The sequence below is a fragment of the Actinoplanes sp. NPDC049118 genome, from assembly GCF_040648555.1.
GTDB lineage: Bacteria > Actinomycetota > Actinomycetes > Mycobacteriales > Micromonosporaceae > Actinoplanes.
In genome coordinates, this window is record NZ_JBEZDY010000037.1 from 1 (window position 1) to 22,983 (window position 22,983).

General features: G+C 70.4%; 14 protein-coding genes and 5 tRNA genes. 6 read left to right on the top strand and 13 right to left on the bottom strand.

Going from position 1 to position 22,983, the window contains the following annotated elements; all coding sequences use genetic code 11:
• Window positions 1-110: 110 nt before the first annotated feature.
• A complete protein-coding gene (locus AB0B58_RS37945; protein ID WP_360234594.1) occupies window positions 111-1,928 on the bottom strand; it encodes an ATP-binding protein in 1,818 nt (605 codons plus the stop codon).
• Window positions 1,929-2,245: 317 nt separating this feature from the next.
• Between AB0B58_RS37945 and AB0B58_RS37950 the strand changes: the two genes are divergently transcribed.
• Window positions 2,246-3,016, top strand: coding sequence for a hypothetical protein (locus tag AB0B58_RS37950; protein ID WP_360234596.1), 771 nt, complete (start codon window positions 2,246-2,248; stop codon window positions 3,014-3,016).
• A gap of 4 nt (window positions 3,017-3,020) precedes the next feature.
• Here the strand turns inward: AB0B58_RS37950 and AB0B58_RS37955 are convergent, their stop codons facing one another.
• The 7 genes from AB0B58_RS37955 to AB0B58_RS37985 all read right to left on the bottom strand — a co-directional run bounded on the left by AB0B58_RS37955 (window position 3,021) and on the right by AB0B58_RS37985 (window position 6,145).
• A complete protein-coding gene (locus AB0B58_RS37955) occupies window positions 3,021-4,787 on the bottom strand; it encodes a hypothetical protein (RefSeq protein ID WP_360234599.1) in 1,767 nt (588 codons plus the stop codon).
• Window positions 4,788-4,892: 105 nt separating this feature from the next.
• Window positions 4,893-5,498: an AAA family ATPase gene (locus tag AB0B58_RS37960; RefSeq protein ID WP_360234601.1), complete on the bottom strand. Its 606-nt coding sequence runs from the start codon at window positions 5,496-5,498 to the stop codon at window positions 4,893-4,895.
• Between the two features lie 134 nt (window positions 5,499-5,632).
• A tRNA-His gene (locus AB0B58_RS37965) sits at window positions 5,633-5,709 on the bottom strand.
• Window positions 5,710-5,798: 89 nt separating this feature from the next.
• Window positions 5,799-5,871: transfer RNA gene (locus AB0B58_RS37970), tRNA-Val, on the bottom strand.
• A 9-nt stretch (window positions 5,872-5,880) separates the two neighbouring features.
• Window positions 5,881-5,952, bottom strand: a tRNA-Asn gene (locus AB0B58_RS37975).
• 14 nt (window positions 5,953-5,966) lie between these two features.
• Window positions 5,967-6,040: transfer RNA gene (locus tag AB0B58_RS37980), tRNA-Arg, on the bottom strand.
• 32 nt (window positions 6,041-6,072) lie between these two features.
• Window positions 6,073-6,145: transfer RNA gene (locus AB0B58_RS37985), tRNA-Thr, on the bottom strand.
• Window positions 6,146-6,532: 387 nt separating this feature from the next.
• On the opposite strand from AB0B58_RS37985, the gene AB0B58_RS37990 reads away from it, so the two are divergent.
• Window positions 6,533-6,979, top strand: coding sequence for a VOC family protein (locus AB0B58_RS37990; RefSeq protein ID WP_360234604.1), 447 nt, complete (start codon window positions 6,533-6,535; stop codon window positions 6,977-6,979).
• An 87-nt stretch (window positions 6,980-7,066) separates the two neighbouring features.
• Entirely contained in the window at window positions 7,067-10,198 is a 3,132-nt protein-coding gene (locus AB0B58_RS37995; RefSeq protein WP_360234607.1) for an AAA family ATPase, read from the top strand.
• Here the strand turns inward: AB0B58_RS37995 and AB0B58_RS38000 are convergent.
• On the bottom strand, window positions 10,135-12,165 hold the full coding sequence (locus AB0B58_RS38000; protein WP_360234610.1) for an alpha/beta fold hydrolase: 2,031 nt from the start codon (window positions 12,163-12,165) through the stop codon (window positions 10,135-10,137). The two genes, AB0B58_RS37995 and AB0B58_RS38000, sit on opposite strands and share 64 nt — an antisense overlap.
• An 89-nt stretch (window positions 12,166-12,254) precedes the next feature.
• Here AB0B58_RS38000 and AB0B58_RS38005 point away from each other — a divergent pair, with 89 nt between their 5' ends.
• The gene (locus tag AB0B58_RS38005; RefSeq protein ID WP_360234613.1) at window positions 12,255-13,301 is read left to right on the top strand and encodes a class I SAM-dependent methyltransferase; all 1,047 of its coding nucleotides are present in this window, start codon (window positions 12,255-12,257) and stop codon (window positions 13,299-13,301) included.
• Between the two features lie 51 nt (window positions 13,302-13,352).
• Here AB0B58_RS38005 and AB0B58_RS38010 read toward each other — a convergent pair whose 3' ends face one another.
• The 4 genes from AB0B58_RS38010 to msrA all read right to left on the bottom strand — a co-directional run bounded on the left by AB0B58_RS38010 (window position 13,353) and on the right by msrA (window position 18,597).
• Window positions 13,353-15,404: a M14 family zinc carboxypeptidase gene (locus AB0B58_RS38010; protein WP_360234616.1), complete on the bottom strand. Its 2,052-nt coding sequence runs from the start codon at window positions 15,402-15,404 to the stop codon at window positions 13,353-13,355.
• A 76-nt stretch (window positions 15,405-15,480) separates the two neighbouring features.
• Window positions 15,481-17,535 (bottom strand): cellulase family glycosylhydrolase, encoded by a 2,055-nt coding sequence (locus AB0B58_RS38015; protein ID WP_360234619.1) that lies wholly within the window; start codon window positions 17,533-17,535, stop codon window positions 15,481-15,483.
• A 148-nt stretch (window positions 17,536-17,683) separates the two neighbouring features.
• Window positions 17,684-18,028, bottom strand: coding sequence for a hypothetical protein (locus AB0B58_RS38020; RefSeq protein WP_360234622.1), 345 nt, complete (start codon window positions 18,026-18,028; stop codon window positions 17,684-17,686).
• 65 nt (window positions 18,029-18,093) lie between these two features.
• Complete coding sequence (msrA, locus tag AB0B58_RS38025; RefSeq protein WP_360234625.1) at window positions 18,094-18,597, bottom strand: peptide-methionine (S)-S-oxide reductase MsrA; 504 nt, start codon at window positions 18,595-18,597, stop codon at window positions 18,094-18,096.
• 199 nt (window positions 18,598-18,796) lie between these two features.
• Here msrA and AB0B58_RS38030 point away from each other — a divergent pair, with 199 nt between their 5' ends.
• Both AB0B58_RS38030 and AB0B58_RS38035 read left to right on the top strand, forming a co-directional pair.
• The gene (locus AB0B58_RS38030; RefSeq protein ID WP_360234628.1) at window positions 18,797-19,708 is read left to right on the top strand and encodes a M15 family metallopeptidase; all 912 of its coding nucleotides are present in this window, start codon (window positions 18,797-18,799) and stop codon (window positions 19,706-19,708) included.
• 66 nt (window positions 19,709-19,774) lie between these two features.
• Entirely contained in the window at window positions 19,775-22,972 is a 3,198-nt protein-coding gene (locus AB0B58_RS38035; RefSeq protein ID WP_360234631.1) for a hypothetical protein, read from the top strand.
• Window positions 22,973-22,983: the final 11 nt, after the last annotated feature.

A 22,983-nucleotide genomic window follows, 5' to 3' on the forward strand; every position in this document is an offset into this window, starting at 1 on the left:
AAAACTCCGCTCCCTCGGCGTCGAACTCGGCCAGGGCTACTACATGGCCCGCCCCGGACCACTACCCAGCCGCCACATCGAGCCACTGCTGTAACGCGGGCACCAGGAGGTCAGCGTCGCCCGGCGGTTTCGGGTGCGGAGACGGCCAGCACGTGGTGGATCCGGTCCAGCAGCTCGTCGGCGGTGAAGGGTTTCTGGATCAGTGCGAGTTCTCGGTCGACGCCGTGATCGGCGCTCAGCAGGCCCTCGGTGTACCCGGACATGAAGAGAACGGGCAGCCGGGGCTGGCTCTGCTGGATGAGATTGGCCAGCGTCGGGCCGGGCATGGCAGGCATGACGACGTCGGTGAGCAGCAGATCGAAGCGCTTGTGCTCGACCTGCTCCAGGGCACTCGGTCCGTCGCCGGCCGCGGTGACCGCGTAGCCGTGCTCCTTGAGGATCCGCACGACCAGGTCCCGGACGTCGTCCTGGTCCTCGACGACGAGCACGTGCTGGCCGTGCGCGACGGGCGGGCGCGTCGGCGCCGACTCGGTGGCCTGGCCGGCCGTGTCGGCGGCGATCGGGAGTAGCAGCCGGAACGTGGTGCCGACGCCGGGTTCGGACTCGACGGCGATGTCGCCGCCGGCCTCGGTGACGATGCCGTAGACGGTGGCCAGGCCCAGGCCGGTGCCGCGGTCCTTGGACTTGGTGGTGAAGAACGGCTCGAAGATGTGGGCGGCGATCTCCGGTGCCATACCCTCGCCGGTGTCGCGGACCAGGAGCTCGGCGTAGTGCCCGGGTCGTATCCCGGGGTGCACGCCGAGGTGTCCCCGGTCGATCTCGACGGCGCTGACCTCCGCGGCGACGCTGCCGCCGTGCGGCATGGCGTCGCGCGCGTTGATGATGAGGTTGAGCAGGACCTGGTCCAGTTTGGTCCGTTCGGCCGCGACCATCAGGGGCTCCTTCGCCCGGTGCACGGTCAGCTCGATGTGTTCGCCGAGCATCGGGGCGAGCAGGTCTCGGGAGTCGGCGAGGATCAGGTTCAGATCGATCGGTTCGGCGTCGGTCGGCTCGCACCGGGCGAAGATCAGCAGCTGGCGGCAGAGCATCCGGGCGCGGTCCGCCGCCCCGCGTACCCGGTTGAGGTCGTCCTGCGCACTGCCCTCGCCGGCGCCCTGTTCGATGGCGAAGTCGGTGTAGTTGAGGATGATCGCGAGCAGGTTGTTGAAGTCGTGTGCCACGCCACCGGCGAGCCGGCCCAGGCTCTCGAGGCGTTCGGCCTGGGCCGAGCGCTCACTCATCAGCCGTTCGCGGGCCTCCATGGACCGCTGCGCGGTGAGATCCCGATGGGTGGCGCAGACCTCGAAGATGCGCCCGCCGCGGTCGAGCAGGCCGACGATGCTGATGGACACGGGCACGGGACCGCCGTCCTTGCGTTTCCGCTCGGTCACGAAGTCGTCGATGTGATGGTGGCGAGTCATCCGCGCCATCAGTGCGATTTCTTCCTGCGTGACGCCGAGCATCGCGATACTGCGCCCGATCGCCTCCTGCGCCGTATATCCGTAGATTCGTTCCGCGGCCGGATTCCAGGCGGTGATGCTGCCGTCCAGGGCGGAGGTGATGATCGCGTCGCCGGACGAGCGGACGATCTCCGCCAGCCTCGCCCGGCTCTCGATCGCATGCTCCTCCGCGACCTGCCGGCTGCGCGCCAGGCCGATACACAGCGCGGAGACCCCGATGATCAGCAGTAGGCGCTTCGTCTCCGCGGTCATGTCCCACAGCCCCTTGGCCGTGGAGATCCAGATGGTCAGCACCACCGCGTAGGCGCCGATGGCCGCGACGGCCCGGGGCTTGGAGGCGCCGACGGCCAGGCACGGTCCGGCCGCCATCATGCTGAACGCCAGCGTCGGCGACGGCGACAACACGGCGGCGACGGCCGCCACGGTCACACCCAACACCGCCACGACCAACAAGGCCGACGACGAAGACATCACGCTACGACCGGCATCAGCCATCGCGAGTCCCAGGCGGCGCCGATAGGCGGAAATGTGGAACATGACCGGACCCCCACGCGGGCAGGCTCCCAGCCGTTCCGAACGGCTTAGGATCTCTTTGCGTACTTTATGAAGAATGCCCTGATCACCAATACCGTACCCGCGCGGCGCTGACGGCGAAGCCCTGATCGCGCGTTCGCCAACGGGCGGCACCACGAGCGTCGAAGAGCGGTAAAGGGAACCGGGGGTCCCGGGGTGGGCGTCGGACGGGGGTGCGCCTGCTTACTCTCGCCGGCGAGGCCGTGGCCGTCCTCGCCATGCTCACCGGATCGATACACGCGCCGTACCCGCGGGTGCCCGACCCGCCCGTGGATCCCGGCGCCGCCGTGCTGCAGGTCAAGGAGTGGCGGAGCCTGGTCGGGCCCGCCGAGCGGGCGGAGATACCCGAGGTCACCATCCTGGGCGGCGGCCGGGTGGTCGTCCCGGCCGGCCAGGACGGTGCGCTGCAACGGGCCGCCGAACACACCCTCACGCCGGACGAGTACCGGTACCTCTACCGCCTGGCCCACGAGGCCGGCCTGGCCGGCAACCGCCACCTGTCCTCGCCGGTCGAGGCCACCGACGGTTCGCTGCCGGTGGTGACGCTGCGATCGGGCGGGCGGACGTACACCACGACCGCGACGAGTCCCTGGACGGGAGAGGGCGGCCGGCGCGGCCGGATCGTCCGGTTCCGACGGACGCTGAATGCCCTGGTCGGCGGCGCGGCGAGCACCCCGTACCGGCCGGCGACGTATGCCGCGCTCGTCGGCGGTGGGTACGGCAGCCGGGAGAGTCAGGCGGCGGCCCGGCCGTGGCCGGGAGGAACGGAGCTCGTGGCCGGCGTCCGGACGTACGTCGGCGTGTGCACGCCACTCACCGGCGTGCCCGCGGAGGCTACCGGCACCGCCCAGTGGGTTTCCGGCGGCGAGGTCCTCTGGGTGACGCTCCGGCCGCTGCTGCCCCACGAACGGACCTGCGCCGACCTCGACAGGGACACGCCGTGAGCGGTCAGTCCAAGGTGTAGAGAATGTCCGGGCCGATGTCCCGGCGGGTGACCCCGGGTGCGGGCGGGGCGCGGAGGACCGCCTCGAACGGGGTGCCGACGACCCGGTCGCGGATCACGACGACGCTGCGTACGCCCAGCTCGCGCAGGCGGTCCAGGCTGGGCGCGCTGGGGAAGGTCTGCATCAGGTCGCGAATCGCCTGGTGGCCGGGGGTATTGATGCTCGCGGCGCCGTTGACCGTGGTGGGGAAGCCGGCGGTGGACCACAGGGCGATGTTCAGGTCGATGCCCTCGTCGGACGGCAGCACGATCAGCGGGGCCGGCGCCGCGGCCAGCGCCGCGGGGGCGGCGGGCACTACCACGTGGTCGAGCTTCGGCATGCCCTCGAACAGGACCGCGACCAGCAGGGGCACGGCGACGACCCGGGCGGCGGTGCGGGCGTGTTCGGGCCGGGTGAGCGCGGCGGCCCGGCGGCTCAGGTGGGTGATCAGGCCCGCGGCGAGGACCCCCAGCAGCAGCGTCGGCCAGAGGATCAGCCGGCCGGGGGTACGGGCGCCGTCGAAGCCGGGCAGGTACAGGAAGAGGTACTGGTACAGCGGGCCGTTGGTGCCCAGCGCGAGCAGCACCCCGGCCACGATGGCGGCGCCGAGCAGCACCCGCTGCCGCACGGTCCAGATCGAGGCGAACAGGCCCGCGGCGGCCAGCGCGTACAGCACGAAGCCGCAGAGCAGGACCTTCTCGTTCGCGGCGTTTCCCATCGCGGCGCGGGCCGGCTCGTGCCAGGCGCCCCAGGGCAGCGACGGGCGCGGGGCCGCCAGCAGGCCGCGCCAGGTGGGCGAGAACAGCGCGACGTACTCCCAGGACCGTGGGGTCTCGGGATGGAGTTCGCGGACGCGCAGGTAGACCTGGGCCAGATAGCCGGTGACCGCGGCGAACGCGAGACCGCCCGCGACGTCGGCCAGGATCAGGCGCCGGTCCAGCGCGGGACGGCCGGTGATCAGCCAGCCCGTGGCGGCCGCCAGGCAGGCGGCCGCGAGCAGGTAGGCGAACGGCAGGCCGATGCCGAAGCCGAGGGTGATCTGCCAGGCGGCGACCAGCCAGCCCGCGAGCGCCCAGCCGGGCCGGGTCCGCCGCGGCCGGTAGCCGTGGGTGAGCGACCAGCCGTGCCCGCGGGCGAGCATCGCGACGGCCAGCGCGATCCCGCCGCTCGACAGGATGTTCAGGTGCCCGTCGTGCCCATACCGCCAGGGCGCGTAGGCGAACACCGCCCCTGCCACGGCGGCGCCGATCCGGTCGGCGCCGAGCTGCCGGACCAAGGCGTAGCCGCCCAGGTAGGCGAGGGCGAAGGCCAGCACGAAGACGATGTTGTAGCGCAGGACGGCGGCGGCCGGCCCGCTGCCGATCAGGCCGGCCGGTGCGTACCCGAGGAGGCTGTCGGTGAAGGCGAGCCCGTACGTCTCGGGGTAGAACGCGTTGGTGTCCCAGAGGCCGCCGAGGCCGTGCCGGAGCGCGTGACCGTTCCAGGCGATCAGCCAGGCCTGACCGCTCGGGTCGCCGCCGTCGCCGATGATGGTGTGCGCCGGATCGGCGGCGCTCAGCGGAACGCTTCCGGCCGACATGACCCAGAGCGCGTACGGCGGGAGCAGCCAGATCATCGCCACCGCGAGCAGCGGCGCCGAGACGCAGGCCGCCACCCATTCGTGCCGGGTGACCGCCCGCAGGCGCCGCAGCGGCTGACGGTCCACGACCGGCTCGACCGGCGCGTCGTCCACCGTGGTGGATTGTGCCGACACCCGCACCCCCGCAGCGTCACCCGGCGGCAGGTCCGCGGGCGCCAGTGAAGCTAACACCCGCGAGTCGAATCAGATAGACATTGCTCAATCGGTGGACGGCGCGGGCCGGGTCGTGTCATCGGCGCAGTGCCGGCAGCGCAACGGGCACGGCGTCAGCGCCGCGGTGTGTGCGAGGCCGCTGGCGTGCAGGATCGTGGTGACGGTCCGCTCGAAGTCGGAGGTCTCGGCGATGACCTGTTCACCGTCGACGCCGAGCAGGTCCCGAGCGGTGTACCACTCGCGCATCTGTTCGGCGGTGACGTCGATCGGCTCGGAGCGCCGCCGGTGGCGGCGGACGGTCTCGTCGAACCCCACGTCGAGGTAGTACACGTGACTCGGCCCGGGGTGTTCGTCGATGAGCCGGCGCAGCGCGGTCGCGTAGCGGGCGGTGTGCATGATGCCCTCCAGCACGACGTGGTAGCCGAGGTCGAGCGCGGTGCGGGCGGTAGCGGCGATGAAGGCCGGCGCGACGGGCCCGATCTGGCTGCTGTCGTGTTCCCGCAGCACGATGCGACGCAGATGGTCCTGCTCGAGCAGGGCGCAGCCGCGGCCGTAGCGGCGGCGGATCTCGCGGGCGGCGGTGGTCTTGCCGCTGCCGGAGTTCCCACGGATCACCACGAACGTAGGCGGTGCGGCGGACTCGGTGTTCATGCTCGTCTCCCCCAGCCTACGGCCGAGCAGGACCCGCCGTGGTGCCGGTAACACTCCCGTGGATGGCATTTGGACCTGATACGCGCGATAGGAGGGATTCGAACCCTCTCAGCCCCGACGTCGGCGCTATCGCTTGGGGTGACCGCGGGGAGTCGAACCCGCGTCCTCCAGGGCCACAACCTGGTGTGCACCACCGGTACACCACGATCACCATGCGGCCGGGTACGGGGGCTACCCGTCCCGGCCGGTCTCCCGGCGCCCTGGCCGCCGGCGGAAGCCGGTCGACCGGGCTGAGGGTCGTACCCGCGCCAGGACTTGAACCTGGGACAGCCGGTTTGTAGGACCGGTGCTCTTCCAGCTGAGCTACGCGGGCATGTGCCAGCTCCGGCGGGTGGATTCGAACCACCACCGTACGGATTAACAGTCCGCTGCCCTGCCGTTGGGCGACGCCGGATCGATCGGCTTGCGTGTTCCCAGCAGGACTCGAACCTGCGACCTCGACGTTCGTAGCGTCGCGCGCTCTCCAACTGCGCCATGGGAACGAAACTCCCGCCAAGCTACGGCGAGACGAAAGAGCCAGCGGCCGGCCTCGAACCGGCTTCCTCCTGTTTACAAGACAGGCGCAGATCCCGTTCTGCTTCGCTGGCGTGTCATGCCATCCACTGTTGAGTTACCAAACAGCCATTGGAATCCGGGACAACAAAAAGCCGCCCTGGCCTCGACTCGAGTTGGGCGGCGAAGACACAGCTGTTGCTGCGCTACCCGCTCCACCGCCCCGGGTGCAGTTTCACCGCCGTGACAGGAATGGCGATCCCGCGATTGGGTCGCTGCGACATGACGGTTCAACTCCTCTCGAGAATTCGGTACGGCGCCTTCGCCGTTCTCGTCAACGCTGGAACACAGTTTGCGCAACACCTTGCACATCCGCCAGCGAATTAACGGTGCTCCACGTCGAGGAGCGGCCGCCGGCTCCGACCCAGGGGTACGAGCCTGCGGTACCCCGCCGCGGACCGTCGCCGAGAAGGAGAGCACCCGTGAACTGGACCCTCGAGGTCGTGATCGTTCCCGTCAGCGACATCGACCGCGCCAAGGCCTTCTACGCCGACCAGCTCGGTTTCAACGTGGACCACGACAGGCGCATCGGCGAGGGCCGGCGCGTCGTCCAGCTCACCCCGCCGGGTTCGGGCTGCTCGGTCGTCATCGGCGAGGGCGTGGTCCCCCACATGCCGCCCGGCTCGCTGCGCGGCCTGCAGCTGGTGGTGTCCGACGTCGTCGCGGCGCACGCCGAACTCATCAAGCGCGGCGTCGCGGCCGGCGACGTGACGGTGCTCGACGGCGATGCCGACCGGTTGGCCCGTGGTGGCGCCGCTCTGGACAACGTCGGGTTCGTGTTCTTCGAGGACCCCGACGGCAACGGCTGGGCCGTGCAGCAGATCTCCACCCGGGTTGCGGTGAAGTCGTCGGCCATCGCGACAGGTTAGTCGCCGCGCGGGGCGGCCCGTGCGCCGTCGCAGTCGCATTGCGGCATGCGGGTTGACCAGGGCAGGGGCCGGGCGTACTAAGGCGGCATGGGCCGACTCCGGATTCAGCTCGTGGGGCCACTGGTGGTCACCCGCGACGGCCGGATGCGGTCCGCCGCCGAGATCGGCAGCCGAAAGGCACGCATGCTGCTGGCGCTGCTCGCGACCGCCCGCGGCCGGGTCGTCACGGTCGACCGGATCGTGGCCGTGCTGTGGCCCGGCCGGCCGCCGCGGCGACCGGCGGAGAACGTCGCCACGCTGGTCAGCCGGGTCCGCGCCGTGCTCGGAGCCGGCGTGCTCGTGGGTGGACGGACCGGGTACCGGCTCGGCGACGACGTCGATACGGATGTGCACGAGGCCGAGCTTCTGCTGGCGGACGCGGAGAGCCGGCTCGCGCCCGAGCCGGCCCTGGCCCGCGCCGCGGCGCAGGCCGCGGCGGGCACGCTCGGGCCCGCGATGCTGCTGGCCGACGAGCCGGAGGCCGACTGGGTGCGCGCGGCCCGCACCGACCATGCGGAGCGGCTGCGCCGGATCCGCCGGGTGATCGCCGAGGCGGGGCTGCGCACCGGGTTGCCGGCGCTGGCCCGCGACGCGGCGTCGGAGGCGCTGGCCGACGACCCGTTCGACGAGGAGGCCTGCCGGTCGCTGATGCGGGCGCACGACGCCCTCGGCGAACCGGTCCGGTCGCTCGCGGCCTTCGAGGGCCTGCGCCGGGCCCTCGCCGACGAGCTGGGTATCGACCCGTCCGCGGCGACCCGGGCCCTGCACGTTGCCATCCTGCGCGGCGACGCGGCCCGGCCCCGCGGCAATGTGACCACGGGGCTGGCCGGCCGCGAGCGGGAGCTGGCGGTGCTGGCCCGGTCCTGGCAGGACGCCTGCGCCGGGCGCGGCGCGGTCGTGCTGATCGGCGGGGAGGCCGGCATCGGCAAGACCCGGCTCGCCGACGAGCTCGCCCGGCAGGCGGCGCCGGCCGGGCGGGTGGTCACCACCCGCTGCTACGAGGCCGAACGTTCGCTGTTCCTGCAGCCGATCGTCGAGGCGCTCACGCAGCTGGTCGTCACGCTGCCCGCCGAGCGGATCCGGGCGGCCGCCGCCGACCGCGCGGGGGCGCTGGCCGCGCTGGTGCCCGAGGCCGCCGCGCTGCTGGGTGCGGCACCGCAGGAGCGCGGCAGCCCGGATGCGCAGCGGCGGCGGGCCTACGACGCGGTGGTCACGTTCCTGCGGCGGCTCGCCCGGGACGAGGCCCTGCTGCTGAGCGTCGACGACCTGCAGAACGCGGGAACCGCGACGGTGGAGCTGCTGCACTACCTGGCCCGGCACGTCGAGGACGCCCGGCTGCTGGTGGTCGCCACCGTGCGCGACGGCGAGGGCCGCCGGGCGCTGTCCACGCTGCGGCCGGTCGCCCGGACGGTGGAGCTTCCCGCGCTGGACACGGCCGCGATCACGACGCTGGCCACCGCGGCGGGGCATCCCGAGCACGCCGGGCAGATCGAGCGGCGTACCCGGGGCCACACGTTGTTCGTGGTGGAGAGCCTCCGCGCCCTCACGGCTGGCGAGCCGGGGGTACCGGAGACGCTGCGGGCCGGGGTGCTCACCCGGGTGCAGCGGGCCGGCGCGCACGCCGAGGAGCTGTTGCGCGCCGCGGCGGTGCTGGGACCGTCGTTCGCGCCGGCGACCGTCGCGGGGCTGCTCGGGCAGGCGGTGCAGGAGACCACCCGGCGCTGCGAGTGGCTGCTGCGGACGCGCCTGACCGTCGTCGCCGGGCCCGCGTACGAGTTCGCCAACGATCTTGTCCAGGAGGTGCTCTACGAGTCAACGCCCGCGCCGACGCGGATCGCCTACCACCAGCGCGCGGCCGACCTGCTGGGCGGCAACCCGGAAGCGGTGGCGGGGCACGCGGCGGCCGCGGGGGACGATCGCCGCGCCGCGCGGGCGTGGCTGGCCGCAGGGCAGCGCGCGGCCGACCGGTACGCGATGGCCGACGCCGAGGCCCTCTACGACCACGCGATCGAGGCCGCGGACCGGGCCGGCGACGCCGAGCTGCTCGGACGCGGCCACCTCGCCCGCGGCCGGGTGCGCGAAACGGCGTTCCGCTTCGAGGAGGCGCTGGCCGATCAGACCGTCGCGGTCCGCGTGGGCCGGGAGACCGGCGACCGCAGGCTGGAGATGGCCGCCCTGTACGAGCTGGGCGGCCCGGCGTGGACGGGTGTCGGGCAACCGGTCGACGGTGCCGTCGCCCACATCCGGGCGGGGTTGCGCCTCGCCGAGCAGTTGGGAGACCGCGGCACGGAGGCCCGGCTGCTCGGCTGGCTCGCCGTCCTGAACTGCAACCGGCTGCGCTTCGGCGAGGCGTTCGGGCACGCCCGGAGGTCGCAGGACGCCGCGCTCGCCTCCGGTGACGAGGCGGCGCAGCTGGCCGCCTGGGACGCCCGCAAGACGGCACACGCGTACCTGGGTCACGTGGCCGAACTGGCCGCGGTGCTCGACGAGATGGAGCCGCGGGTCCGGCAGGCCGGCGACCTCAGGCTCCTGCAGTGGTGCGTCTTCGAGTCGTCCTTTCCGCACCTGGCCGCGGGCCGCTGGGAGGACGCGGAGGCGTTGGTGCGCCGGGCCATCGCGATCAACCTGCGCTCCGGCTACACGAGCTACACCGCCTGGTACATCGCGCACCTCGGCTGGATCGCGCGGCTGGCCGGGCGGACCGGCGACGCGATAGCGCACGGTCGCCGGGCGGCCGGGATGGAGTCGCACGCCTGGTTCGCCGCCGCGGTGCAGGCGATGTTCGCCACGACGTTGCTCGGCGCCGGCGAGACGGCCGCCGCGATCCCGGTGCTCGAGCGAGGGCTGGCTGGGTGCGAGGCGCACCGGACGGCGGCGTACCGGCTGCGGTGCCTGGCACCGCTGGCGGAGGCGACCGGCTCGGCCGTCGTGCTCGCCGACGCGGACGCCGCGCTACGCGAGATCGACGAGCCCTGGCTGTACGGCTCCGACGTCTACGTTTCGGTGGCCCGCGCCTGGCAGGCCCGCGGCGACGGCAGCCGCGCGGCCGGGATCATCGACCCGCTGCTCGCCGCCGGGCGGCGTACCGGCTGGCTCGCTCCCCTGCGCAGGGCCGGTCAGATCAGGTCGGCCAGCAGCCGGGCCGCCTTCTCGGCGCCGTCGGTCTCCACCGGACGGTAGTCGACCGGCTTGCCGATCTCGGCGACGATCGCGGCCGCCAGCGCCTCCGGTTCGGTGTCGGCCCAGTCGAGGCACCGTCCCGCCCGGTACGCGTCGAGCCGGTGCCGGACGTGCCGATTCTGCTCGAAGTGGTTGCGCAGCGGCACGTAGAGGAACGGGCGGCGGTGCGCGGTCAGCGTCATCGTGGTCGACAGGCCGCCGTGGGTGATCGCCAGGTCGCAGCTCGCGAGGAGGCGGTCGAGGCGGTCCACGTACCCGCGGATCTCCAGTCCCTCGTGCCCACCGAGGCGGGTGCGGTCGATCCGGGGCCCGGCCACGACGATCATCCGCAGGCCGGGCAGCGTCCGGCGGGCGAGCGGGAAGGCCGCGATCACGCGGCGGAGCAGGTCCTCGCCGGTTCCGGACCCGCCGACGGTGGCGACGCAGAGCAGTTCCTCGCGCGGCGCGGCCTCCAGCGGCGGCCCGATGTAGCCGGAGAAGTCGAAGTGCGACAGCGTCCACTCGCGCACGGACGGCAGGCCCGGGCCGAGCGGGTCCTCGACCAGGTCCGAGGGGTTGCCCACGAAGATCGCCCGGTCGCGCAGCCGCGGCCACCGCGCGATGTGCTCGATCATCTCGGCGTTGTAGTCGGCGGTGAGCTCGGCCTCCTCGGCACCGCCGCCGGGCATCGCGAGCCAGCCCACGAAGTCGGTGAGCCAGGCGTACGGCGCCCGCTTGAGTCCCGGGTTCTCGTGCAGGAAGTGGTCGAGCTCCCACGCCTCGTCGCCCACCCAGAGGTCGTAGCGTTCGTTCTCGACCAGGTCGGCGAAGAGCATGAAGTTGGCGACCAGGATCTCGTCCATCCGCCGCACCGCCTGGAACGCGTGCAGGTCGTGCACCCCCGCCTCGGCGTCGACGTGCGCGGCCTCCGACGCGAGGAATCGCGAGGCCGGATGGACCCGTTCGCCGCGGCGGGTCAGCACCTCGGTGATCGGGTGCTGGGCGAGCCAGTCGACCTCGATGCCCGGCCGTTCGCGGCGCAGCGCCTCGACGACCGCGACGTCCCGTTCCACGTGTCCGAGTCCGATCGGCGAGGACAGGTAGAGGACCCGCCTACCCCCGCGACGGGCCGGCGCCAGCGCCGGCGGGCGGACGAAGTCGCGCAGCAGGCGGTTCACCTCGACCGGCCACCGGGTGTGCGGCAGGTGCCCGGCGCCGTCCAGGACGGCCTCCCGGGCGCCGGTCAACTCGGCCACGCCGATCATCTGCTCGGCCGGGCGGCAATGGTCGTCCGTACCGCGGATCACCAGGACCGGGCACCGGACGGCCCGCAGCAGGCGTTCGGCGCCGGCGCGGTCGTCGACGCACACGTCCGCCTCGACGCTGGCGATCAGCACCTCCGGCGTGGTCTGCGCGGCCCAGTGCCGCGCGTCCTCGCGCTGCTTGGTCGAGTGCGGCTCGCTGATCACGGTGTCGAAGAAGAATCGGGTGAAGCCCGGGTAGTCGCGCCGCCAGTAGTGCCGGTTGTACTTGGCCCAGCCCTCGTCAGTGTCGAGCTCCGCGCGGAAGTCGTACTCCACGCGTTCGGGCAGCTCGGGGGTGAGATGGGGAGCCGCCGGGCCGATCGCCGCGACGCTCACGACCCGGTCGGGGTGCCGGACCGCGGCGACCAGGGCCCGCCACGCCGCGGTGCAGAGGCCGACGAGTACCGCACGATCCGTGCCGGTCGCGTCCAGCACGGCGATCAGCTGCGCGATCTGGGCGTCGTCGCTGTACGCGGCGGGATCGACCGGCCGGTCGGACCGGCCGTTGCCCGGCCCGTCGTAGGTGATCACCCGGAAGTGCCGGCTCAGGTACGGAACCTGGGCCTTCCAGTGCCGCGAGTCGACGATCGACCAGGTCGGCATGAGGACCACGGTCGGCTCGCCGGGGTCCCCGAGGACCCGGTAGCCGATCCGGACCCCGTCGTGCTCGGCATGTCCCCGCATGCCCCCATCGTGTACCGAGTCGTTGCAACGCGATTGCAATCCCGGCCCCCAACCTGATCCCACCAGCAGAACATTAAGGAGCCACAGAGATGGATCAGGACAAGTTGATGGCCTTCGTCGGCAAGTTCGTCGGCGACCTGGGCGCCACGATCGCCGCGGGCAGCGTGGTCATCGGGGAGCGGCTGGGCCTTTACCGGGCCCTGGCGCAGAAGGCGCAGACGCCGCAGGAGCTCGCCGACGCCACCGGCACCGACGCCCGCTACGTCGAGGAGTGGCTGCGCGGCCAGGCCGCCGGCGGGTACGTGCAGTACGACGACGACGGCGTCTACTCGATGACCGAGGAGCAGGCGTTCGCGCTCACCGACCCCGAGGGGCCGGTGTTCGTACCCGGCGCGTTCCAGCTCGCGCTCGGCTCGCTGCAGGCGTTGCCACAGATCACCGAGGCGATCCGTACCGGCGTGGGGGTCGGCTGGCACGAGCACGACAAGGACGTGTTCGAGGGGTGTGAACGCTTCTTCCGGCCGGGCTATCTGGCGAGCCTGACCACCGACTGGCTGCCCGCGCTGGATGGCGTCGAGCAGAAGCTGCGCGACGGGGCGCGGGTCGCCGACATCGGGTGCGGGCACGGCTCGTCCACGGTGCTGATGGCGAGGTCCTATCCGGACGCGACGTTCCGCGGCTCCGATTACCACGAGCCGTCGATCGCCGAGGCGCGGCGCCGGGCCGAGGACGCCGGGGTCGCCGAGCGGACCACGTTCGAGGCGGCGAGCGCACAGACGTTCGGCGGCGGGCCGTACGACCTGGTGACCACGTTCGACGCGCTGCACGACATGGGCGACCCGCTGGGCGCCGCCCGCCACGTCCGCGAGTCGATCGCGCCGGACGGCACGTGGATGATCGTCGAGCCGTTCGCCGGCGACTCGGTCGCCGACAACCTCAACCCGGTCGGGCGGGTGTACTACTCGTTCTCCACGTTCCTGTGCGTGCCGAACGCGCTGTCTCAGCAGGGCGGGTACGCGCTCGGCGCGCAGGCCGGGGAGTCGGCGATCCGGCGGCTCGTCACCGACGCGGGCTTCACCCGCTTCCGGCGGGTGGCGGAGACCCCGTTCAACATCGTGTACGAGGCGCGCCCCTGAGTGACGCGCCGGGTGGCCGGGTCGAGTGCCCGGCCACCCGGTCCACTGGCGTCAGGGCAGCGCCGCACCTCGATCACGGGCGATGCGTACCAGTTCCATGAGTCCGTTCGCGTACTCCTGGGACTCCGCGTGCGCCTCGTCGAACGGCGGTTGGAAGCCCATGCCCTCCCACTGCTGCGTGGCCTCGTTCCAGCGGTCGTTGCCGACCTCGAAGTTCCAGGCCACGATCCCCAGGTCGTAGTACAGGTGGTCGGCCGAGTTCCCGGCGGCGGAGTACAGTACGTCCGCAACCGGCCCCGTGTACGCGGGCCACGTCACCGTCCCCCGCTCGGCCGCGATCGCGCCAACGATGCGGCGGGCGCTGTCCTGGAAGTACTTCGACTCGTCGATCGACGGCCGGGGCAGCGTGATCCGGCCCAGCGCCTTGTACGCGCCCGGCGACCACATGAAGTAGCCGCCGTAGCTGTGCACGTTCAGCGAGAACCTGATGTTCGGATGCGCCTCAGCGAGCGCCACCACGTTGCGGCTCTCCGGCTCCGACAGCTCGGCGGTGCCCGAGTACGTGCCCGACAGGCAGTTGGCGCTGCCTCCGACGTACCCGTCGAAGTACGAACCGACCGCGTAGTTGCGGTTGACGTCGACGCCCCACGAGTCGCGCCGGGCGGGATCGCGTGCCGCACCCGTACAGTGGTTGACCAGGTTCTTTCTCTGGAAGTTGAAGTCGTTGAAGGAGTAGTTGGCGCCGTCCGGGTTCACCGTCGGGATGATGAAGACCTCGACCGAGTTCAGCAGCGAGCGTGTCTCGGCGTCCGTCGCGTAGTTGGCCAGCAGCCGCTCCGCGAACTCCATCGTGACCAGCGGCGTCGCCCATTCGCGGGCGTGCTCCTGCGAATACGTCAGCACGCCGGTCCGGGAGCCGTCGCGGACCGCGCCGATGCGCAGCGCCTGCACCGTCCACGGTCTCCGCGGCACTTCGGTGCCCTCGAGGCCGTCGTCCAGGCGCGCCGGCCCCGCCACCGGCATGGGCAGGCCCGCCGATCCCTCCTCGACGAAGGCGCGGAACCGTTGCGGGTAGCGCGCCGAGACGAAGGCCGCCACGTCGTCGGTCGAGCTGATCACCTTGCCGCCGCCGTCGGTCGCGAGGCTCACGGTCAGGACCCGGTCCCGGTACGCCGCGCTCAGCGGCCGGTTCGGCCGCTGTGGGTCGACCGTGCGCACCTGTACGCCGTTCAGCCCCTGGTCGCCGAAGAGCACCGACTCGACGACGACGGCGGCCGTGGCCGGGTCGCCGAGATAGGCCGCCGCGGTACGCCGGTAGCCCTGGGTGCGATTCGGCAGGTTCAGCACGTCGACCAGGTTCGGGTACTGCCGTGCCAGGCGCCGGATGCGGGCGCTGATGTCCGTCGGCGTGAGGTACGCGGAGATGAAGTCCTTCTGGTATCCGCTCGGCTGCGGCGGCGGGGTCGCGTTCGGCCAGGCGGCCGGGGTGATCGCCCGCGAACTGCCGCCGAGGCTGGAGGTCGCGCTGACCCGGGTCGGTTGCGCGGGCAGCAGCTGCGGCGGCGCCACGTGGTACTGGTATTCGCCCGAGTCCTCGAACCTGGACAGCGGGAAGCTACCCGTCGTGCCGTCGGCGGTCGTCCAGGTCACGGTGATCTCGACGTCGGGGTCGTCGGAAGCCGACGTGGCCACCTGGGTCTGCAGGAACGTCCTGCCCCCGCTGCTCCACCAGTACGCCTGAAGGAACTGCAGCGTGTCCTCGGCCACCGCCGTCGCCCGGTTGGCGCGACCCGTCTCCGTCGGGATCACCTGTACGGCCACCGCGCCGCGCGCCGTCAGCGCGTCCAGCTGCGTCCCGGTGACCACGAGGTCGGCCATGACCTGGCCGGGCGTGGTCCGCGGGCGTGCGGCAACGTCCGCGCCGGCGGCGACGAGGTCGCGGAACATCGCCTCGTCGGGCAGCCGGAAGCGGACCAGCGCGGACGCCGTGTCGGCCAGGTCGACCTCGGGTGGTGCCGCGACACCTGCTCCCGGATGGGTGAGCAGTCCGGCGGTCAGAACGGCCGCGGCGGCGGTGGCCGCCCAGCTTCGTCTCGTTGACATCAAACCTCCTGCGACATCGAAGGATGTTGTTGCCAACACCAGTCGATCCATCGATTCATGTCAACGCTTATCGCCGCTAGGTCAGCGAGCCGGTTACCGAGCTCCCCGATCTGGTCACGTAGTAGGTCAGCACCGCGCCGCTCCAGAAGTGGAACTTGAGCGTCACCCGGGCACCGTCGTTCACCTCGGCGAAGAAGTCCGAGGTGAGGGTGATCGTGTCGGCGCTGTAGTTGGGCGCGAACGTACGGTCGAACTCCTTGTACGGGGTCCAGTTCTGCGGACCCGCGTTGCTGCCGTCGGCGTAGTTCGCCTCCATCGTGGCCAGTTGATCACCGCGGAACCCGCTGCCGATGGCGAAGGAGCTCGTGGTGCCGGTCGCGTTCTGCAGTACGGGCACGTCGTAGGTGATGACGTCGAGGCGCCACGGGACGCCTTGGGAGAACTGGGCGGAGAGGACGGCGTTCACCCCGTACGCTCGCGATCCGGTCAGCCGGGTGAGTGCCGACGCGGTGAGCGTGAGCTGATCGCCCGACACGGTGTAGTCGGTGCCCCGGACCAGGTTGGTGCCGCCCTGGCGCAGCGCGGTGAACGTCGTGCCGTTCGGGTTCAGCGTGATGGTCTTGCTGGTGATGGCCGACGCCTTGGCGTTGAAGATCTGGTCCGTCGAGGCCGTTCCCGAGCGCGTCGTCCAGCTCGACTTGATCTGGGCGGTCAGCTCCGGGTCCGACCACTGCGACGAGGTACGGCCGAAGTGCTGGCCGTTGTCCCAGAGCATCGTGGTGACCCGCTTCGCCCGGGCCTGGTAGCCGAACAGCTCGAAGAACTTCAGCTTCTCGCCCTGTTCGATGGTGCCGGTGTGCCGGTCGAAGCCCAGCAGGCCGTATTCGCCGATGATGACGGGGATGCCGCGGGCGACGAAGGTGTTGTAGACGCGGTCGAACGTGTCGGTGAGGTCCTTCTGCGCCGTCGCGTCGAAGTGCGTTCCGCCGGCGATGTTCACGCTGAACGGCCAGTAGCCGTAGTAGTGGACGGTCGCGATGAGGTTGGGGTCGTTCATCGCGGTGAACGTCGCGGCCAGCTCGTCGAGCCGGGCCTGGTCGGCCGAGGTGTGCAGGGTCGGCAGGACGAGCAGCCGGGTGGCGTTGCCGCCGCCGGAGTTGCGGACGATGGTGCGGAACGACGTGTTGAGCTCGCCGAGCAGCGCCGCGTTCTGCGCGTCTCCCGAGCTGCCGGTGAACTGCGGCTCGTTGACGCTCTCGAAGACGAGCTTGGCCGACGAGCCGCGGAAGGCCCCGGCCACCTGGGTCCAGATCGCGTTGTACCGGGCCAGCACGGTTGCGCGGTCGCCGGGCATCGCGGCCATCCACTGCCAGGAGTCGTGGTGGACATTGATCATCACGTAGAAGCCGTCCGCGAGCGCCCAGTCGACGACCTCCTTGACCCGGTTGAGGTAGGCCGCCTCGATCGCGTAGTTGGGGGCCGCGCCCTGGTGCTGGCCCCAGGTGACCGGGATGCGGATGCTCTTGAATCCCTGCGCCCTGATGCCCTCGAGCAGCGCCTCGGTGACCCGGGGGTTGCCCCACGACGTCTCGTCCGCGCCGGTGGCGTCGAGCGAGTTGCCCAGGTTCCAGCCGGGCTGCATCGCGGCCACCTCCGCCATGGCGTTGCCGGCCGGCGGTGGCGTCGAGGGCTGGCTGGTGGTCGGCGTCGGGGAGGGCACGCTTCCGGTGCAGGCCGTGCCGTTGAGCGTGAACGACGCCGGCGCGGTGTTGCTGCCGGCCCAGGCGCCGTTGAATCCGAAGGAGACGGACGCGTTGGTGGCGATGGCGGCGTTGTAGCCGACGTTGGTGGCGGTCACCTGGCTGCCGGACGAGGTGATCGTCGCGTTCCAGGCCTGGGTGACCGTCTGCCCGGACGGGAACGTCCAGCCCAGCTGCCACCCGTTGATCAGGTCGCCGAGGTTGGTCACGGTGACGTTCGCCGTGAAGCCGCCCTGCCACTGACTCGGAGCTGAGTAGGCGACGCGACAGCCCGCCGCCGCCTGAGCGTCGGCCGCGCCGACGACGAGGCCCGCGAGGAGCGCGGCGGTGCCGCCCACGACCAGGCCGAGCCGCCACCGAAATCTGCGCAACCCGGCCATGATTCTCCCTCCGAAGGTGAACTACCGGCGCAGACTAAATCTGGACTCCAAACTATGTCAATCGATGGCGGTAGATTGCAGGCATGGAAAAGCCGCTACCGGGCGGGCGCCCGGTAGCGGCTTGGAAGTACGTCAGAGGTCAGGCCCAGCCGGCGTCCCGGCAGGCCTGGGTGAAACCGTCGGCGCCGGCCTGCCACTCCCGGGTGCTGCCGTTGGCGCTGCGGCCCATCGCCGCCGCCTTCTCCGAGATGGCCTCGTTGTCGCTCTCGGCCGAGGACTTGTTCACCTTGTCCGCCAGGGCGAGCCGCTCGGTCTTGGTCCGGGCATCGTCCACACCGGCGGCGAAGTCTTCACACGCCCGGGTCGCCGCATCGTCGAGCGTGCCCGGACCCTCGTCCCGGGCGGCCCGGCCGACCGCCAGTCCACCGAGGATCAGGACGGCAACGCCGGCCACCAGCACGATCTGGCGCTTGTTGACGCTCACCTTCAACGGTCTCCACTCTGCGATCCGGCCTGATTGGCATGCAGAGTATCGGTGGGCTCCGGCGATCAGCCCGCGCGGCGGGGCAGCTTCCAGCCTGGACGCGCGAAGTGGCAGGTGTAGCCGTCCGGGATGCGCTCCAGGTAGTCCTGGTGCTCCGGCTCGGCCTCCCAGAACGGGCCGGCCGCGGTCACCTCGGTGACGACCTTGCCCGGCCACAGGCCCGACGCGTCAACGTCGGCGATGGTGTCCTCGGCGACGCGCTTCTGCTCGTCGTCGGCGTAGAAGATCGCCGAGCGGTAGCTCATGCCGATGTCGTTGCCCTGCCGGTTGACGGTCGACGGGTCGTGGATCTGGAAGAAGAACTCGAGCAGCTCCCGGTACGAGGTCACGGCGGGGTCGAAGGTGATCTCGATCGCCTCCGCGTGGGTGCCGTGGTTGCGGTAGGTGGCGTTGGGCACGTCGCCGCCCGTGTAGCCGACCCGGGTGGAGATCACCCCGGGCCGCTTACGGATCAGGTCCTGCATCCCCCAGAAACAGCCTCCGGCGAGTACGGCCTTCTCAGCGCTCATCGCGATACACCTCTTCCTCAGCGACCTGCTTCAGGAACGGTAGCGCGCCGCCGGGCCACCCGAAGGGGTGGCGCCGCCACCCATCCGTATAGGCGCATCCGCCGCGCCCCGAGCCGAGTCTCATGGTGGACCGCTCGGTGTGTGAGGATTTCTCGGGTTTTGCCCACTTTCGTCGTTGATCCATAGCGTAATGGTGCGTGTGAAACGGCTGCCCACATTTCTCAGCGCCCTGTTCCTCGCAACCGCCCAGCCCCTCGTCACGCCGGCCCCCGCCGCCGCGGAAACGCCGGCACCCACCGTGACACCGACGCCCGTCGCCCCGCCGACACCCGAGCCGGCACCCGCGCCCGCCGCGCCGGCGCCGGCCCCCGCGGCGACACCCGCAGCACTCACGCCCGCCGCCGCGGCACCGCCGCACCACGTGGTGCGGCCGGGCGAGACGATCAAGAGCATCGCCAACGCACACGGGCTCCGCCGACGCGACCTGCGCGCCTGGAACGGCATCCTCAAGCCCAACCAGCCCAGCGTCGACGGCGTCCTGCACCTGGCCAAGCCGCCCGCCGGACGACTCAGCGGCTGGCGCTCGTCGGTCGAGACGGTGACGCCCGCCGCCATCAACTGGGACGCCAAGGACAAATGTCCGGTCCAGCCCGCGGACCTGCGCAAGGTGTGGGTGACCTACATCGACTTCTACGGCGTCTCGCACCAGGGCAGCATCGTGGTGCACCAGAGCATCGCCACCCGGACCCAGCGGGCGTTCCAGGCGCTCTACCGGATGCGGTTCCGGATCCAGGGCATGAGCCCGATGGCGCTCAACGCGCCCTACATCTCGGACATGGGCACGGTCACCGCGGCGTACAGCTGCCGCCGGGTCAGCGGGAGCAGCACCTGGTCCCAGCACGCGTACGGCCAGGCCGTCGACGTCAACCCGGTGCAGAACCCGATGGTCCGCGGCACGGGCGGCACCGGTTTCCAACTGCGGGAGCAGTACCGCCGGGGCATGATGCACAGCACCGGCGCGGTCCGGGCCTTCACGGACCAGGGATTCCACTGGGGCGGCCGGTGGAACAGCTTCAAGGACTACATGCACTTCAGCATGAACAACAAGTGATGGGTTCATCGGGGGCACGTATCCGTTGTCGGAAACTCGACTCAGGCCTGGTCGAGCGTTCGTCTAATGTCGAACGTCATGGCTGGCTCCCTGTACACCCTCGAGACGGCTCGCGAACTTCTGCTCGGTAAACGATCCAAGGCCGTGAAGGTCCTCGATCGGCTGCTCGGCGCCGGCATCCTTGCGGCCGGACCGATCGGTCTCGTCACCGGACAACCGTGGATGATCGTCGCCTGGGGGTGGATAGACCAGAAGAACGAGCTGGTGACCCGCCTGGATGAGCTGGTGGACCTGGGTCGCCAGAAGTTGGGCAAAGCCGTCGGGCATCAGCGACACGAATTGCTCGCCGCGACACACAGCGCGTTGGTGACCGGGTCTTTCCTCGCGGCGCTAAAGGAGGTTGCCGGTCCGCTGTTCGAGGAACTCGCACTGACCGACACCGAGCTCGAACGTCTGGTCGGAGCCTCCCAACCGGACGATGCGTTCCGGAGCGCAGTCCACCAGTTGCTTCGAGTCGAAATCTCGCTGCCATGGGCCGGCCGCGGCTTTCAATCCAACCTCAGCGCCGAGATTCGGCCATACCATGAGGGTCTGGCCGACCGCTGCCTCCACTTCTTCAGCGGCCTGGAGCCCTGGGAGCGGCACTTCGGTGGCCGGCACCAACCGCGGCGGCCGCTCGCACGGCAGATCGTCGACCGAGCAGCCGAGCGCTACCGCGCGGAGTATTACGCGCTCGCCGCCGAGCTGCCGGAATTCAAGATTTGGGCGCTCTTCGGCGAGCACGATGCCGAGCAGAACGCGCTGGGCCGCCTGGAAGAGCTTGTCGGCACGCTCGTCAGCGCGGTGCGGGCGCCGGCCGCCGCGGCGCGAAATGCGCTCATCGGAATCAACCGAGCCGTCCTCGCACGTCACATCGTGGATCTCGATGAGAACACTCAAACTACCGCCATACGGGCGCCTACCGTCGAACGTGGATATGTCGAGCCTCGCTTCCGCTGGGCGGTGATGAGCCAGGGCTCGCATCCATCGCAGGAAACGTGGTGGAAGGAACAGGCACAGGGAACGGACCTCTCGGGGTTCCTGGCCGCCCACTTCGCGTCCCCGCAATCGGCGACGCGACCATTGGTGGTGCTCGGCCATCCCGGCAGCGGAAAGAGCCTTCTCACCAAGGTTTGCGCGGCTCGACTCTCGGCCACGGACGCATTGATCACTGTGCGGGTTCCGCTGCGCGACGTCCCCGACCCGTCCGCAAGCGTCTACAAGCAGATCGAGGACGTCCTCCGCGAATCCACTCATGGCAGAGTGGAATGGCCGACGCTGTGTGAGGCCAGTCATAAGACAGTCCGGGTCGTGCTCATCGACGGCCTCGACGAGCTGATGCAGGCGACCGGGGCGACCGAGTCCAGATATCTGAGAAATGTCATGGACTTTCAGCGCACGGAGGCGGCTTCCAGCGGCCCGGTGGCGGTCGTCGTGACGTCACGCACGGTCGTCGCCGACGTAGCCGCCATTCCGGCGGGATGTCTCATCATCAAATTGGAAGAGTTCACCGACCGGCAGATCGACATGTGGGTCGAGAGGTGGACCGAGGCCAACGCCGCAGCGATCTCTCGTGGCGAACTCCACGCGATGGAATCCACGACGCTGCGCGAGTACCGCGACCTGGCTCGTCAGCCGCTCCTACTCCTTCTGCTGGCGATCGTCGCCTCCGAACGGGAGTTGCCGCCCCATGAGACTCCGGCGGATCTCTACCGCACGCTGCTCGACGACTTTGTCCGTCGAGAGCTGGTCCGACCCGATCGGGGTAGCGCCCACCTGACGGACGAGGAACGGTACACGGAGGAACTGTGGAAACTCGGCCTGGTCGCCTTCGGCATGCTCAATCGGGGACAGCAGTACTTGAATGAGAGCGATCTGACCGCAGACCTACGCGCACTGCCCCCGCCCGTCCCGCTTGCCGCGCCGCAGAGCCGCGACATCGGTCGCACGCTGGATCCGGCCCGTCGGGTGGTCGGCCGCTTCTTCTTCGTTCACACCTCTGAGGCGGAAGGTGGCGCCGCCGGCCGCAGCTACGAGTTTCTGCATGCGACGTTCGGGGACTACCTGGTCGCCCACCATATTGTCGGGTTGCTTCGAGACGCGGCCACGGCGCGTGAGCATCGTACGGCGTTTCAGCCCTGGGATGACGATCTACTGTTCGCCCTCTTGTCGCACCGGGTGATAGTCGGGTACGGATCGCACGTCCTCGGGTTCTTCATCGAGCTTGTCGCCGACGACACGGCCGTTGCGAGCGTGTTGGAGCACCTCGCCGCGATCGCCCACGATCGGTGGACCAAGGGCCGGCACTCCGATTACTCCATACCTGGTCACACGGTGGTGGAGCGTATCGCCATCTACACCGCGAATATCGTTGCCATGCGACTCGGGATGGCGCATTCCCCCGTCCCGATATCCCGGCTGTGTCCGCCCAATGTCGACGTGAAGTCCTGGTGGCAATCGCAGGTGCGCCTGTGGGTGGCAGTCTTGAAGCCGAACCAGTGGCGCCCACTGATCGACCGCCTGACCGTGCGCGAGCCCTCCGATCCCATCGTCAGCTGGAAGGGCGTGGCCGCCATCTACGAGGATCTGGTGCAGATGGTGGCCCTGGACACGGAGACGGCCGTACGACTCTCGTCCGGTCGGGCCGTGGCCCGGCCGGACGGGACCCACTCCTACGGCCTTGCTGAACCGAGGGCCGCGTACCAGCTCGTTCGATCGTTGTCCCTACTCTATTCCTACAATGATCCTCATTCAATCGACAACGCTCGTGTCGACAGAGAGTTCCCGCCCATCGACTCGCTGGAGAACGAACCGGAGGACCTTCTACGATTGAGAATGGCGGTTATTGCTCAGCACGGCACCGAGGTGCCCTACGACATCGCGAGTCGCGTCCTACGGTTCTGCATCGGTTCCCAGATAGAGATATCGCCAGAAGTCCTTGCCATGCTGGTCGTCCATTATCCGAACTTCGAGCATGAGTTTCCGAATCTAATCGACAAGATCAAGGGCGAGACCTCTAGATTCTCCGATGCGGCATTGAATCTTGCTGCGCTGATCGAGGACGAGTCGGACAGTCGATTGCGTTCCGTGCGGACGGCGGATCTCTCGAACACGCCGGAGGGCGAAGCAATCAGTCGCATGCCCGCTGATCTGGCTCGGCGAATGTTGCCCGCCCTGGCCGCCTCATTCGTCAGACGTTCGTCGATATCCAGGTACGCCGGGTAGAGCCGCCGTCC

What these genes read in the sequence shown, in the direction of transcription:
- AB0B58_RS37960 (WP_360234601.1), bottom strand. Translation starts at nt 5,498, where the DNA reads ATGAACACCGAGTCCGCCGCACCGCCTACGTTCGTGGTGATCCGTGGG.
- AB0B58_RS37995 (WP_360234607.1), top strand. Translation starts at nt 7,067, where the DNA reads ATGGGCCGACTCCGGATTCAGCTCGTGGGGCCACTGGTGGTCACCCGC.
- AB0B58_RS38000 (WP_360234610.1), bottom strand. Translation starts at nt 12,165, where the DNA reads ATGCGGGGACATGCCGAGCACGACGGGGTCCGGATCGGCTACCGGGTC.
- AB0B58_RS38005 (WP_360234613.1), top strand. Translation starts at nt 12,255, where the DNA reads ATGGATCAGGACAAGTTGATGGCCTTCGTCGGCAAGTTCGTCGGCGAC.
- AB0B58_RS38010 (WP_360234616.1), bottom strand. Translation starts at nt 15,404, where the DNA reads ATGTCAACGAGACGAAGCTGGGCGGCCACCGCCGCCGCGGCCGTTCTG.
- msrA (WP_360234625.1), bottom strand. Translation starts at nt 18,597, where the DNA reads ATGAGCGCTGAGAAGGCCGTACTCGCCGGAGGCTGTTTCTGGGGGATG.
- AB0B58_RS38035 (WP_360234631.1), top strand. Translation starts at nt 19,775, where the DNA reads ATGTCGAACGTCATGGCTGGCTCCCTGTACACCCTCGAGACGGCTCGC.